At 71.0% G+C, this 14,032-nt stretch carries 10 protein-coding genes; 5 read left to right on the top strand and 5 right to left on the bottom strand.

Annotated elements, in window-relative coordinates:
* Positions 1–164 precede the first annotated feature (164 nt).
* The 4 genes from AB0D12_RS01010 to AB0D12_RS00995 all read right to left on the bottom strand — a co-directional run bounded on the left by AB0D12_RS01010 (position 165) and on the right by AB0D12_RS00995 (position 5,995).
* Positions 165–788: a GntR family transcriptional regulator gene (locus AB0D12_RS01010; RefSeq protein WP_327323118.1), complete on the bottom strand. Its 624-nt coding sequence runs from the start codon at positions 786–788 to the stop codon at positions 165–167.
* A 169-nt stretch (positions 789–957) separates the two neighbouring features.
* Positions 958–2,730 (bottom strand): 2-oxoglutarate dehydrogenase, E2 component, dihydrolipoamide succinyltransferase, encoded by a 1,773-nt coding sequence (gene sucB / locus AB0D12_RS01005; protein ID WP_362675602.1) that lies wholly within the window; start codon positions 2,728–2,730, stop codon positions 958–960.
* A 53-nt stretch (positions 2,731–2,783) separates the two neighbouring features.
* Complete coding sequence (gene lpdA, locus AB0D12_RS01000) at positions 2,784–4,172, bottom strand: dihydrolipoyl dehydrogenase (protein WP_362675599.1); 1,389 nt, start codon at positions 4,170–4,172, stop codon at positions 2,784–2,786.
* Between the two features lie 284 nt (positions 4,173–4,456).
* Positions 4,457–5,995: a leucyl aminopeptidase gene (locus AB0D12_RS00995; protein WP_362675596.1), complete on the bottom strand. Its 1,539-nt coding sequence runs from the start codon at positions 5,993–5,995 to the stop codon at positions 4,457–4,459.
* Positions 5,996–6,272: 277 nt separating this feature from the next.
* Here AB0D12_RS00995 and AB0D12_RS00990 point away from each other — a divergent pair, with 277 nt between their 5' ends.
* Genes AB0D12_RS00990 through AB0D12_RS00970 form a run of 5 tightly spaced genes read left to right on the top strand, consistent with a single transcriptional unit; the run spans position 6,273 to position 12,800 of the window.
* On the top strand, positions 6,273–8,333 hold the full coding sequence (locus AB0D12_RS00990; RefSeq protein WP_362675593.1) for a hypothetical protein: 2,061 nt from the start codon (positions 6,273–6,275) through the stop codon (positions 8,331–8,333).
* Between the two features lie 36 nt (positions 8,334–8,369).
* Complete coding sequence (gene pelF, locus AB0D12_RS00985) at positions 8,370–9,845, top strand: GT4 family glycosyltransferase PelF (RefSeq protein ID WP_362675590.1); 1,476 nt, start codon at positions 8,370–8,372, stop codon at positions 9,843–9,845.
* Positions 9,842–11,353, top strand: a complete 1,512-nt coding sequence (locus AB0D12_RS00980) for a hypothetical protein (protein WP_362675587.1) — start codon at positions 9,842–9,844, stop codon at positions 11,351–11,353. The genes pelF and AB0D12_RS00980 overlap by 4 nt, the downstream gene beginning before the upstream one ends.
* A gap of 11 nt (positions 11,354–11,364) precedes the next feature.
* Positions 11,365–11,997 (top strand): spherulation-specific family 4 protein, encoded by a 633-nt coding sequence (locus tag AB0D12_RS00975; protein ID WP_362675584.1) that lies wholly within the window; start codon positions 11,365–11,367, stop codon positions 11,995–11,997.
* A complete protein-coding gene (locus AB0D12_RS00970; protein ID WP_362675581.1) occupies positions 11,994–12,800 on the top strand; it encodes an endo alpha-1,4 polygalactosaminidase in 807 nt (268 codons plus the stop codon). Before AB0D12_RS00975 ends, AB0D12_RS00970 begins: the two co-directional genes overlap by 4 nt.
* Here the strand turns inward: AB0D12_RS00970 and AB0D12_RS00965 are convergent.
* Positions 12,797–14,008 carry a hypothetical protein gene (locus AB0D12_RS00965; protein ID WP_362675578.1) on the bottom strand — a complete coding sequence of 404 codons (1,212 nt, stop codon included), beginning with the start codon at positions 14,006–14,008 and terminating at the stop codon, positions 12,797–12,799. The genes AB0D12_RS00970 and AB0D12_RS00965 overlap by 4 nt on opposite strands.
* Positions 14,009–14,032 lie beyond the last annotated feature (24 nt).

Genomic DNA, 14,032 nt, shown 5'->3' with positions numbered 1-14,032 from the left:
CGCGTCCCGGCTCGGCACGTGGGATGCCCGAGCCTCGGGTTGGGTGCACTCGAGTCCCGGCCGGCGCGAGTCGCAGCCCGGCCGCGGGTGAAGCCGAGTTCCGGGTCAGGTGCGGGAGCTGGAGCCGGGTCCCGTGGGGCGGGAGTTCGCAGCCGGGTCGCGGGTCAGGCGCGGGGGGCGCAGCCCAGGACGTGGGCCTTCACCAGCGGGCCGATCTCCGGGTCCTGGCGCCGGAACGCCTCGACCAGAGCCTGGTGCTCCTCGGCGTACGACTTCTGCACCGTGCCGAGCCAGCGGATCGAGAGCGCCGTGAACACCTCGATGCCGAGCCCCTCCCAGGTGTGCAGCAGCACGCTGTTCCCGGCGGCCCGCACCAGCTCCCGGTGGAAGCCGACCGTGTGCCGCACCTGTGCGGCCGAGTCTCCGGCCAGGTCCGCCTCGTACAGCGCCGCCACATGCGGCTCCAGCGCGGAACAGTCCTGGGCCAGCCGCGCGGCCGCCAGTTCGGCGGCGATCTGCTCGAGACCGGCCCGCACCGGATAGCTCTCCTCGAGATCGGCGGCGGTGAGATTCCGCACGCGTACGCCCTTGTTGGGCGCGGACTCGATCAGCCGCAGACTCTCCAGCTCGCGCAGAGCCTCGCGCACCGGCGTCTGGGAGACCTCCAGCTCGGTCGCGATCCGCCGCTCGACGATCCGCTCGCCGGGCTTCCAGCGGCCGCTGACGATCCCCTCCACGATGTGCTCGCGGATCTGTTCGCGCAGCGAGTGGATGACGGGCGGGGTCATGAGGGCTCCTCCGGGGCGACGGGCACCCCTGACAATACGGCGACCGGTCTCGGCAGGCTGCCCAAGGGTGCGCCGGAGCAGGCCTGATGAGTCCGGTGAGTCCTGGTGAGCACGGCAGTGCCCCGCCCGGAGTGTTCCGGGCGGGGCACTGTCGTACTGCTGGTGAGCCTTACAGGCCGAGCTCGACCTCGAACTCGCCCGCCTCCAGGATCGCCTTGACGGCCGTCAGGTAGCGGGCCGCGTCGGCACCGTCCACCAGACGGTGGTCGTAGGAGAGAGCCAGGTACGTCATGTCGCGGATGCCGATGACGGTGCCCTCGGCGGTCTCGATGACCGCCGGGCGCTTGACGGTGGCGCCGATGCCCAGGATGGCGACCTGGTTCGGCGGCACGATGACCGTGTCGAACAGCGCACCGCGCGAACCGGTGTTGCTGATGGTGAAGGTCGCACCGGAGAGCTCGTCCGGGGTGATCTTGTTGCTGCGGACCTTGCCCGCCAGCTCCGCGGTCTTCTTGGAGATACCGGCGAGGTTGAGGTCACCGGCACCCTTGATGACCGGCGTCATCAGACCCTTTTCGGAGTCCACCGCGATACCGATGTTCTCGGTGTCGAAGTAGGTGATGGTGCCCTCGTCCTCGTTGATCCGGGCGTTGACGACCGGGTAGGCCTTGAGCGCCTGGGCCGCGGCCTTCACGAAGAACGGCATCGGGGAGAGCTTGACGCCCTCGCGGGCGGCGAACGCGTCCTTTGCCTGGTTGCGCAGCTTCATCAGCTTGGTGATGTCGACCTCGACGACCGAGGTCAGCTGGGCCTGCGAGTGCAGCGCCTTCATCATGTTGTCGCCGATGACCTTGCGCATGCGGGTCATCTTGACCGTCTGACCGCGCAGCGGCGACGTCTCGAGGGCCGGGGCCTTCGAGACGGCGGCCGGAGCGGCGGCGGCCGGGGCCGGGGTGGCGGCCTTGGCGGCCTCCGCGGCGGCGATGACGTCCTGCTTGCGGATACGGCCACCGACGCCGGTGCCCTTGACCGCGGACAGGTCCACGCCGTTCTCGGCGGCGAGCTTACGGACCAGGGGGGTCACGTAGGCGCCGTCGTCACCGGCGGGGGCGGCCGGAGCCACCGGAGCCGGAGCGACGGGGGCCGGGGCGGGAGCGGCAGCCGGAGCCGGAGCCGGAGCGACCGGAGCGGGCGCCGGAGCAGCAGGCGCGGCCGGAGCCGGAGCCGGGGCCGCGGGAGCAGGCGCGGCCGGAGCCGGGGCCGGAGCGGCGGCGGGGGCCGGGGCAGCCGGAGCGGGCGCGGCGGCAGGCGCGGCACCCGGGGCGCCGATCACTGCCAGCTTGGCGCCGACCTCGGCGGTCTCGTCCTCGGCCACCACGATCTCCAGCAGCACACCGGAGGCCGGGGCCGGGATCTCGGTGTCGACCTTGTCCGTGGAGACCTCGAGCAGCGGTTCGTCGGCCTCGACGGACTCGCCGACCTCCTTGAGCCAGCGGGTGACGGTGCCCTCCGTGACGCTCTCGCCGAGCGCGGGAAGGACGACGTCGGTACCGGTGGCGCCGCCCGCGGGGGCGGAGGCCGGAGCGGGCTCGGCGGCCGGAGCCGGAGCCGCGGGGGCCTCCGCGACCGGGGCCGGAGCGGCGGGGGCCGGGGCCGCCACGGTCTCGGCAGCAGCCGGGGCCGGGGCGGCAGCGGGCGCGCCCGAGCCGTCGTCGATGATGGCCAGCTCGGCGCCGACCTCAACAGTCTCGTCCTCGGCGACCTTGATGGACGCGAGGATGCCGGCAGCCGGGGCGGGGATCTCGGTGTCGACCTTGTCGGTCGACACCTCGAGCAGCGGTTCGTCGGCCTCGACGCGCTCTCCCTCGGCCTTCAGCCAGCGGGTGACAGTGCCCTCGGTGACGCTCTCGCCGAGCGCCGGAAGGGTTACGGAAACCGCCATGGTTTCAGTTGCTCCTTACGAATGTGCGGAAGTGGTCGTCGCGCCCGGAACTACTAGTCGTGGGAGTGCAGGGGCTTGCCGGCCAGGGCCAGGTGGGCCTCGCCGAGCGCCTCGCTCTGCGTCGGGTGCGCGTGGATGAGCTGCGCGACCTCGGCCGGCAGAGCCTCCCAGTTGTAGATCAGCTGAGCCTCGCCGACCTGCTCGCCCATACGGTCACCGACCATGTGGACGCCTACCACGGCACCGTCCTTGACCTGGACGAGCTTGATCTCGCCCGCGGTCTTGAGGATCTTGCTCTTGCCGTTGCCCGCGAGGTTGTACTTCAGAGCGACGACCTTGTCGGCGCCGTAGATCTCCTTGGCCTTGGCCTCGGTGATACCGACGGAGGCGACCTCCGGGTGGCAATACGTCACCCGCGGCACACCGTCGTAGTCGATCGGAACGGTCTTCAGACCGGCGAGCCGCTCTGCGACCAGGATGCCCTCGGCGAAGCCGACGTGCGCGAGCTGGAGCGTCGGGACGAGGTCGCCGACCGCCGAGATCGTCGGCACGTTGGTCTGCATGTACTCGTCGACCAGGACATAGCCGCGGTCCATCGCGACGCCCTGCTCCTCGTAACCGAGACCGGCGGAGACCGGGCCGCGGCCGACGGCGACGAGCAGCAACTCGGCGTCGAAGGTCTTGCCGTCGGCGAGGGTGACGCGGATGCCGTCCTGGGTGTACTCGGCCTTCTCGAAGAAGGTGCCCAGGTTGAACTTGATGCCGCGCTTGCGGAACGCGCGCTCAAGAAGCTTGGAGCTGCTCTCGTCCTCGACCGGCACGAGGTGCTTCAGACCCTCGATGACGGTCACGTCGGTGCCGAAGGACTTCCACGCGGAGGCGAACTCGACGCCGATGACGCCGCCGCCCAGCACGATCGCGGACTGCGGGACGCGGTCCAGCACCAGCGCGTGGTCCGAGGAGATGATGCGGTTTCCGTCGATCTCCAGACCGGGCAGCGACTTCGGTACGGAGCCGGTGGCGAGGAGGACATGGCGGCCCTGCACACGCTGGCCGTTGACGTCGACGGAGGTGGGGGAGGACAGGCGGCCCTCGCCCTCGATGTAGGTGACCTTGCGGGAGGCGATCAGACCCTGGAGACCCTTGTACAGGCCCGAGATCACCTCGTCCTTGTACTTGTGGACGGCCTTGATGTCGATGCCCTCGAAGGTGGCCTTGACACCGAACTGGTCGGCCTCACGTGCCTGGTCGGCGATCTCGCCGGCGTGCAGCAGTGCCTTCGTCGGGATGCATCCGTTGTGCAGGCAGGTGCCGCCGACCTTGCCCTTCTCGATCAGGGCGACGTCCAGGCCCAGCTGAGCTCCACGCAGCGCCGCAGCGTAACCGCCGCTACCACCGCCGAGGATCACTAGGTCGAAAACGGTGCTGGCGTCGTTCGCCACGTCACGTCCTCCATGCATGTGCGCCGTTCGCCGGTCGTCGACGACCGGGCGGCGGCTGGTGTTCGGCCGCTGTTTTTTCGGCCCTGTGGTGGGGGCCCTGTCCTGCCGAGAACCCATCTTCGCACTTGTTGACGGAAGGCGGGACGCGGGGCCCGGGTCTGAGACGGACGAACGACCGCCCCAAAGGGTTACTGTCCCGTACGAATGTACGGATTTCGTTGAAAGCCAAGGGGACAAACAACGACGGCCCCGGGCGTATGCCCGGGGCCGTCAAAGGCCCGTCCTCAGCCCAGGTCGCCGGCGGCGGTGCGCTCGGCGAGCTTGACCAGGGTGCGGATGGCGGAGCCGGTGCCGCCCTTGGGGGTGTAGCCGTACGGCGCACCCTCGTGGAAGGCCGGGCCCGCGATGTCCAGGTGTGCCCAGGTGATGCCCTCGCCCACGAACTCCTGCAGGAACAGACCGGCCACCAGGCCGCCGCCCATCCGCTCGCCCATGTTGGCGATGTCGGCGGTCGGGGAGTCCATGCCCTTGCGCAGCTCGCTGGGGAGCGGCATCGGCCAGGACTGCTCGCCGACCTCCTCCGCGATCTCGTGGATCGAGGTACGGAACGCGTCGTCGTTCGACATGATGCCGAAGGTGCGGTTGCCCAGCGCCATCACCATCGCGCCGGTGAGCGTCGCCACATCGACGATCGCGTCCGGGTTCTCCTCGGACGCCTTGGTGAGCGCGTCGCCCAGCACCAGGCGGCCCTCGGCGTCGGTGTTGAGCACCTCGACCGTCTTGCCGCTGTACATGCGAAGTACGTCACCCGGGCGGGTGGCCGAACCGGACGGCATGTTCTCGGCGAGCGCCAGCCAGCCGGTGACATTGACCGCGAGGCCCAGCCGGGCGGCCGCGACGACGGCGGCGAAGACGGCGGCCGCGCCGCTCATGTCGCACTTCATCGTCTCGTTGTGGCCGGCCGGCTTCAGGGAGATGCCGCCCGAGTCGTAGGTGATGCCCTTGCCCACCAGCGCCAGGTTCTTGGCCGCCTTGGAGTGGGTGTAGGAGAGCTTCACCAGACGCGGCGGGTTCTGCGAACCCTGGCCGACGCCGAGGATGCCGCCGAAGCCGCCCTTGGCCAGCGCCTTCTCGTCGAAGACCTGCACCTTGATGCCGTGCTCCTTGCCGGCGGCGGTGGCCACGGCGGCGAAGGACTCGGGGTAGAGGTCGTTCGGCGGGGTGTTGACCAGGTCGCGGGCGCGGTTGATCTCTTCGGTCAGCGCGATCGCGCGCTCGGCCGCGGCCTTGTACGCCTTGTCGCGCGGCTTCGCGCCGAGCAGGGCGATCTCGGCGAGCGGCAGCTTCGCGCCATTGCCGTTCCTCGAGTTCTTCGCGTCCTTCTCGCCGCCCTGGTACGCGGTGAAGGCGTAGGCGCCGAGCAGAGCGCCCTCCGCGATGGCCTCCGCGTCCTCGGCCGCCTCGACCGGCAGGGCGAAGGCGGCCTTCTTCGAACCGGTCAGTGCACGGGCCGCGGCACCCGCGGCACGGCGCAGCGTCTCGGCGTCGTACGTCTCGTCCTTCTCCGGGACCGGGCCGAGCCCGACCGCGAGGACGACCGGGGTCTTCAGGCCGGACGGCGCGGGGACCTTGGTCACTTCGCCCTCGGCACCGGTGGCGCCGAGGGTCTCCAGGACGGAGGCGAGCTTTCCGTTGAACGCCTTGTCCACGGCCTCGGCGCCCGGCGCGACGACCGGCCCCTTGGCGCCCTTCGCGACGCCGACGACGAGGGCGTCCGCGCGCAGCGTCGCCGCTCCGGCAGTGCTGAGAGTGAGAGCAGTCACGGTGGTGAAATCTCGCTTCCGTTAAGTTCCAGGGCCGTAGAAGGGGATGGATCGACATCCCACGCCGGACAAGAGCCTACGCGCGGTCACATGTTTCGCTCACGGCGGCGGCAGTTCACTCGTACGTGGCGTCTCTTCCACGTTTTCCGCAAACTCTGGCGAGACCTCAGTCACACTCACGTCGTTCAGGCAAGGGAGCGAGGGGCTTCTTTGCATCATCTCCACAGGTCCTCCGCATTCTTTCTGTGTGCCGAGGGATCGTGCGAGGGGGGAAGTCATGGGGTTCCACAGACTGCGCGCGGGCAGATCGGCCGCGGTGGCGCTGGCCGCCGGAGTGCTGGCGACGGCCGTACCGTCGTCGGTCGCGGTCGCGGCCGCTGCCGCGGCGCCGGCGCCGCGCATCGATCTGACGGTACTTGTCGTGGACGACGGAGGCGGCGCGGTCGGGGCGATCGTCTCGGAGCTGAAGGACACCGGGGTGCCGTACCGGACGGTGCGCCTCGACGATCCGGGGCGTCCTGTCGTCAACGCCGCGTTCCTCAGCGACACCGTGAGCGGTCGGCCGCGCGCCAAGTACCAGGGCATCGTGGTCCCCGACGAGGACCCGTTCGGCGCGGACCAGGCCGCCGGAGCCGCCGAGAACGCCGCGCTCTTCGCGTACGAGCAGACCTTCGGCATCCGCCAGGTCGACGCCTACACCTGGTCCCATCCGGGCGTCGGCCTCGAGTACGTCGACAACGGCGGCTACGCGGGTGTGCTCGACGGCGCGCAGAGCGCGGTCACCGCCGCCGGGCGTACAGGTCCCTTCGGCTATCTCGACGGGCCGGTCCAGTTCGAGGACAACTCCGCGCTGGTCGCCGAGAGTTACGGCTTCGCGGGCAAGCCGAGAGCAGGTTTCACCAGCTATCTCGACACCCCGGTCGGCGACGCCGGCACCCGCGGCAGCCTGGTCGGCGAGTACACCCACGACGGACGCAGCGAGCTGGTCGTCACGTTCGCCTACAACCAGTACCAGCGGCAGTTCCGGGTACTGGCCCGCGGCATCGTCGAATGGCTCACCCAGGGCATCCACCTCGGCCAGAGCCGCAGTTACTTCGCCGTACACGTCGACGACGTTTTCGCGCCCGACGCCCGCTGGGACAAGGACCGCAACTGCACGCCCGGCGACATCGACTGCGGCGACGGGGGCGAGGAGACCACCACCGACATCCGGATGACCGCCGCCGACGCGCAGTACGCCAGGCAGTGGCAGCAGACCAGCGGCTTCACTCTCGACATGGTCTACAACGCGGGCGCCGGCGAGGAGTGGAAGACCGAGCACGGCGGCACCGACGCGCTCGCCGCACAGCTGCTGGCCGACCGCGCGCAGTACCGCTGGGTCAACCACACCTACACCCACCTCTTCCTCGGCTGTGTCCAGAACGTCTCGGTCGTGCCGTGGCAGTGCGCCAAGGACACCGCCGGCAACACCAGGTGGACGAGCCGCGCCGACATCTCCGGGCAGATCCGCGACAACTACAACTGGGCCGTCGGCAAGGGCGTCCCGACCGACCGCACCGAGCTGGTCACCGGCGAGCACTCCGGTCTGAAGACCCTGCCGCAGCAGCCCGAGGACAATCCGAACCTCGCCGGCGCGCTGGCCGACAACGGCGTGAAGTGGGTTGCCAGCGACAACTCCCGCGAGCCGCAGCAGCGGAAGGCCGGAGCGGCGCTGACCGTGCCGCGCCACCCGATGAACGTGTACTACAACGTCGGCACCGCCGCCGAGATGGCCGACGAGTACAACTGGCTCTACACCGCCGAGGACGACGGCGGCAGCGGCATCTGCGAGTCCAACCCCGCATCCACCTGCCTGGCCGAGCCGATCGACACCGCCACCGGCTACGGGTCGTACATCGTGCCGCAGGAGGCCCGCACCGCGCTCAGCCATGTCGTCGCCAACGACCCCCGCCCGCACTACGTCCACCAGTCCAACCTCGCCGAGGAGCGCATCCTCTACCCGGTGCTCGACAAGGTGCTGGCCGACTACCGCGCCCTGTTCGCCGACAGCACCCCGCTCGTCAACCCGCGCCAGCGCGACATCGGTACGGAACTTCAGCGCCGCGCTGCCTGGAACAAGGCGCTCGCTGACGGCAAGGTGACCGCGTACCGCATCGGCACCACCGTCACCGTCCAGGCGCCCTCGGGAGTGACCGCACCGGTCACCGCGCCCGAAGGCACCCGTAAGCAACTGTTCCTGGGCACCGCCGTGTTCGGGACTCCGTACGCGGGAGCCCGCTCGACCTGGACCTCGCCCGAGCTGCTCCAGTCGGCGGTCACGCTCAAGCTCCCGGCCTGAGCGCCGCCGACCGTCATCGCAGTCCAGGGGGACACCATGCTGAGCCGCGGGCGTCATGTCACCATGCTCACCGAGGGCACCTATCCACATGTCCACGGTGGTGTGTCGACCTGGTGCGACCAGCTCGTCCGCGGCATGCCGGAGGTCGACTTCAATGTGGTCGCCCTCACCGGCACCGGCCGTGAGCCGGTCACCTGGGAGCTGCCGTCCAACGTCTACCGGCACTCGGCCTTCCCGCTCTGGGGGCCGGTGCCGGGGCGGCGGCGGCCCCTCCTCGGGCGGAAGCGGCGCCGCTTCACCGACATCTACGAACGCTTTCTGCTGTCGGTACTCGACCCGTCGGCGGGCTGCGACTTCGGCGAGGGGCTCTACGAACTGGCGCTGATGGCCCGCGCGGGACAGCTGTCGGCGGCACTGCGCTCGGAGTCCGTACTGCGTTCGCTGATGTGGATCTGGACCATGCCGCATCTGGAGATATCCGCGTCCCGGCCGACCGTGCACGACGCGCTGGCCGCCACCGACCTGCTGGAGCACGCGCTGCGGCCGCTGGCGGTACGGATACCGGACGACTCGATCGCGCACGCCGTCAGTGCGGGGCTCGCCACGCTGCCCGCGCTGGCCGCCCAGCGCTTCGAGGGCGTGCCGTTCCTGCTCACCGAGCACGGCATCTATCTGCGCGAGCGCTACCTCGGCTACCGCGCCGAGGCGCAGCGCGCCCCGGTCAAGGCGCTGATGCTGGGCTTCTACCGGGAGCTCAACTCGCTGGGCTACCGGCGCGCCGATCTGATCACGCCCTGCAATCAGTACAACCGGCGGTGGGAGGAGCGGGGTGGGGCGCCCGCGGACCGTATCCGCACCGTCTACAACGGCGTCGACCCGCACGCCTTCCCGCAGGCAGGCCCGGAACCGGCCGTGCCGACGATCTCCTGGGCCGGACGGATCGACCCGATCAAGGACCTGGAGACGCTGATCCGCGCCTACGCCATGGTCCGTGCCGAACTGCCCGAGGTGCGGCTGCGGTTGTTCGGCGGGGTGCCCGCGGGCGGCGAGGCGTACCGGACGCGGCTGGAGAAACTCGCCGCGGAACGGGGCGTCGTGGACGGCATCAGCTGGGAGGGGCGAGTCAGCGATGTGTCGCGCGCCTATGCCTCGGGGAGTGTGGTGCTGCTCTCCAGTATCAGCGAAGGCTTCCCGTTCTCATTGATCGAGGCGATGTCGTGCGGCCGCGCCACGGTCTCCACGGACGTGGGCGGAGTACGGGAAGCGGTCGGCGACACAGGGCTTGTGGTGCCGCCGCGCGAGCCCGCTCTGATGGCGGAGGCGACGGTGGGGCTGCTGCGGGACCCGGAACGGCGGGCAGATCTGGGCGGGCGGGCGCGACAGCGGGTCGTGGACCAGTTCACGCTGCGCCGCTCCGTGGACGGTTTCCGGGGTATCTACCTCGAGCTGGCGGGCCGGCCCGAGGCTGAGGACACGGACGTCTGGCCGGCCACCGAGTGGGCGGCCGGGTGAGCGGGCCGCTCTGGCAGGGGCCCGGGCAGGAGGTCGACACGCTGCCGCTGCTGCCCCGGCAGCGGGGCGGCCGTGCCGCCGATCCGCTGGACGAACTCGCGGTCCGTCTCGAGGAAGTGGTCGCGGCGGCCGTCCATCCGGACGAGATCGCCGCGATCCTCGAGTCGGACGGTATGACGGACGACCACATCCGCCTCACGTACGGCCGCGAGGACTCCTTCACGCTCGCCGAAGAGCTGTACGCCCGGATCCCGCGCCGCCACCCCGAGCCGCCGGGCCCGCCCGCCGACCCCTGGCATGTGGGTCTGCTCGGCTGTCTGCTGCGCGGCCTCGTCTTCGCGCTGCCCGGCCTTGCCTATGTGCTGGGAGCGCCGCTGCTGCGGGGCGCGGGGCTGGCCCCGCTGCTCGCGGGCGCGCTGACGGGCTGGGTGTGGAACCAGGCGCTCTCGCACCGCGCCTATTCCTGGCTGGGCCTGGGCGACCGCGAGGCGGCCACCCGCGCACTGCTGAGGGGCGCTCCGGCGGGCGCGCTGCTGGGCTCGGCGACGGCGGCGGCCGCGGCGACGGTGTCATCAGGTCCCGGCCAGTGGCCCGCGGCGGCGTTCGCGTCGGCCCAGGCGCTCTATCTGTCGGCAGCGACGGTCCTGCTGGTCCTCGGCCGCGAACGGGCGCTGCTCTGCGCGCTGTTACCGATGACGGCGGGTGCGGTGCTGGCAATCCCGTACGACCTCGTGGTGCCGCTGCGGGCGGGCCTGCTGGTGGCTTCGCCGGCGGTGGCGGTGTGCCTGGCGGCGGGCACGCTGGTGCCGGGCATCCCGGGTCTGCGGAAGCGCCTTGTCGGGGCTCCGCCCCGAACCCCTCTCCTCAATCGCCGGAAGGGTTTGTTCTCCGGCCGCCCGAGCCGGGACACGCGGGCCGCTCCGCGCGTTGCCGCCTCCCTCCCGTACGGGCTCTTCGGGCTCGGAACCGGCGTCCTCGTCCTCTACACCGCCCTCGGTGACGTCCTCGCCGGCGGCCCCGGCGCGGTCGTCTCCGCGCCCTCCGCCGTCGCGCTGACGCTCAGCATGGGGCCCGCCGAATGGCTGCTGCACCGCTTCCGCAGCGGGAGCCTCGCCGGGCTGCGCGCGAGCACCACGTCACGCGCCTTCAGGCGCGCCGCCGCCGCCGTACTCGCCGAATGCCTCGCCGGATATCTCACGGTCCTGTTCGTCCTCGCCAACGCAGGGACGCTGCTGTGGCCCGACGCCCCCGCGCTCGGCGGCGTGCGCCTCGCCACCCTGCTGCTCATCGGCACCGTGTTGTGGACCGGATTGCTGCTTCAGTCGTTCGGCGCAGTGCTCAGCGCGGCCGCGGTGTGCGCGGCGGCGGCCCTCGCGCAGACCCTGGCTCTGCTCACCGGCACGGGCAGCCCGCGGCTCGTCGGTCTCGGTGCCGCGGCCGTGGCGGCCGGGCTGCTGGCCGGGCTGGTCTGTGTTCTGCTGGGCCGTGCGACCGCCCACCGCGTTTGAGGAACGGTTCCGTGAAGACACTGCTGGTGCCGTACTACGAGCATCCCGCCGAGCAGCCCGAAGCCTGGGACGCGCTCGTCGCCGCCGCGTCCCGGCTCCACGGTGTGGTGCTCAACCCCGCCAGCGGCCCCGGCCCGGCCCCCGACCCGGACTTCGCGGCGGTCGCGGAGCGGCTGCGCGGGGCCGGGGTCCGGGTCCTCGGCTACGTCGACACCGACTACGCACGCCGCCCGCACGCCGCCGTCGTACGGGATCTGCTGCGCCACCGCGACTGGTACGGCGCCGACGGTGCCTTCCTCGACCAGGTGTCCGCGGACCCCGACGCGCTGCCCCACTACCGCCGCCTCGCGGTCGTCGCCCGCGCGGCAGGCGCCCGCACGCTCGTCCTCAACCACGGTGTCCACCCCGACCCGGCCTACGCAGAACTCGCCGAGCTGCTGGTCACGTTCGAGGGGCCCTGGGACACCTATCGCAGCCTGGTCGTCCCGCTCTGGACGGCCGCCCACCCGCCGGAGCGGTTCTGCCATCTGGTGTACGCGGCCCCGCCCGAAGCCCGCGCCACTGCTGCCGTCCACTGCCTCGTCCCGGGAGCCGGGGCACACCCCTGGGGCACCCTCCCGTACGCCCTGGAACCGGCCCGATGAGACGGGCACCCCTGCTGCTCGCGCTGCTCCTGCTCGTACTGGCGGGCTGCACGACCCGGCCGGAACCGACCGATCCGAAGCCGACCGGTCCGAAGCCGACCGCCGGGCGCTGGCAGCCGCAGCCGGGACTGGCCTGGCAGTGGCAGCTCAGCGGCCGGCTCGACCCGACCGTGGACGTACCGGTGTACGACATCGACGGCTTCGAGAACCCGAAGTCCGCCGTCGCCGATCTGCACCACCGCGGCCGCAAGTTGATCTGCTATATCTCCACCGGCGCCTGGGAGGACTTCCGCCCGGACGCCGCGAAGTTCCCCAAGGGGGTCCTCGGCCGGGGCAACGGCTGGGACGGCGAGCGTTGGCTCGACATCCGGCGTACGGATGTCCTCGGACCGCTCATGGCGAAGCGCATGGACATGTGCCGGGACAAGGGCTTCCAAGCCGTCGAGCCCGACAACATGGACGGCTACGCCAACCGCACCGGCTTCCCTCTCACCGCCGCCGACCAGCTCCGCTACAACCGCCTGATCGCCCGCCTCGCCCACGACCGGGGCCTGGCCGTCGGACTCAAGAACGACCTCGACCAGATTCCGCAGCTGGTGGGGGACTTCGACTTCGCGGTCAACGAGCAGTGTGCGCAGTACGACGAGTGCGAGGCGCTGACGCCGTTCATCCACGCGGGCAAGGCGGTCTTTCATGTCGAGTACGAGCTGTTGACCAGCGACTTCTGTCCCCAGTCCCGGCGGCTGAAGCTCAGCTCGATGCTGAAGAAGTACGACCTGGGGGTGTGGCGCCGAGCCTGCTAGCGACGCGAGACCACGTAGCAGGTGGCCACAGGATCCTCATCGCTCGCCTCGACCGGCCAGATCCAGGTGTATTGGCCCGGGACCACCGCCTCGTCGGTCCAGCGCGAGGGAGCCCGGTCGTGAGCTCTGCGACATCCGTCCTCCGCCCGGCGCTCGGCCGCCGCTCTCCCCGGAAAGCCGCCGTCTGCGAGTCGGCTCTGGCCGAAGATCCGTCCGTCGTGCGGAGCGGTGCAGGCAACCCGTACCAGCAGTCCGATTCTGTGTGTGCCGGTGTTGAAGTCGATGCAGTCTCCGGGGTTCGTCTTGGTGCTGTCCAGTACGGACTTCGTCGCGTCCAGGACCGCATCGGAAGCAGCCGGCATGGCCGGCCGCGCCGACCCGTGCGCGGCGAGTGTGAGCTCGGAGCGGATGCCTGTCACCGTGGAGAGCGCCCTCTCCTTGTCCTTGTTCACGAGTGCTGAGAGGTCGGCCGCCGCCCGGGTGATCCGGCCACGGGAATCCACGGTCAGCGTCATCACCACCGGGGCTTTGGCCGCGTCTGCCCCCCTGGGGTGGGCAAGTTCTCCTCTGACGTCCAACGGGAAGAGGAGGCCCCAGGCCGCGTCGAGCCCGAACTCCGTGCGGTAACTCCGGCCGCCGCCGGGCGTGTTCTGCTGCGCCGTGGCCCGTGCGAGGATCGGGACCTCCAGCAGGGTGCCGCCCAGGGCGGCTTCCGAACCGCGCAGGCTCGTGATCGAGTCGAAGCCGATCGCGGAAGAGCCGACGGTCGGGTACCGCAGCCAGTACGTCGCTGATCCGGACCGGTAGCGGACGGCCTGCGGGTCGATGGCGACCTTCGCGCTCGAGTCGCCGAACCCCTGCCCCCCGACGGCTCCGAGCATCACCTCTTTGGTCTTGTCCGGGAACGCCTTGGGGACCAGCCAGGTGCGCGACCCCTCGCCCCGTTTGCCCGCGAAGTCGAGGCGGCCCGTGATGGTCAGGACCGCGTCTCCCTGCTTCGAGGTGAACGTCACCTTCTGGGTGAAACTCGCGCTGCCCGCCTTCTGGGTCTGCTGCAGCGCCGCGTGCGGCTGAGCGCCGAGCGGCTTCGAGAACACCGGGTGCGGGGGCGGCTCCGGCTTCTTGTCCGGGGTCCCGCCCGAGCAGGCGGTGAGGAGGAGCAGGGGCGCGGCAGTGGCTGCGACGATGGTGAGGCGGCGTCTTATCACGACGGTTCGACCGGTGAAGATCGC

Origin of the sequence: Streptomyces sp. NPDC048479 (assembly GCF_040651435.1) — a bacterium.
Lineage (GTDB): Bacteria > Actinomycetota > Actinomycetes > Streptomycetales > Streptomycetaceae > Streptomyces.
The sequence above is the reverse complement of the archived record's forward strand: the minus strand, read 5'-3'. Positions and strand labels throughout refer to the sequence as shown.

What these genes read in the sequence shown, in the direction of transcription:
- AB0D12_RS01010 (WP_327323118.1), bottom strand. Translation starts at nt 788, where the DNA reads ATGACCCCGCCCGTCATCCACTCGCTGCGCGAACAGATCCGCGAGCAC.
- sucB (WP_362675602.1), bottom strand. Translation starts at nt 2,730, where the DNA reads ATGGCGGTTTCCGTAACCCTTCCGGCGCTCGGCGAGAGCGTCACCGAG.
- AB0D12_RS00990 (WP_362675593.1), top strand. Translation starts at nt 6,273, where the DNA reads ATGGGGTTCCACAGACTGCGCGCGGGCAGATCGGCCGCGGTGGCGCTG.
- pelF (WP_362675590.1), top strand. Translation starts at nt 8,370, where the DNA reads ATGCTGAGCCGCGGGCGTCATGTCACCATGCTCACCGAGGGCACCTAT.
- AB0D12_RS00970 (WP_362675581.1), top strand. Translation starts at nt 11,994, where the DNA reads ATGAGACGGGCACCCCTGCTGCTCGCGCTGCTCCTGCTCGTACTGGCG.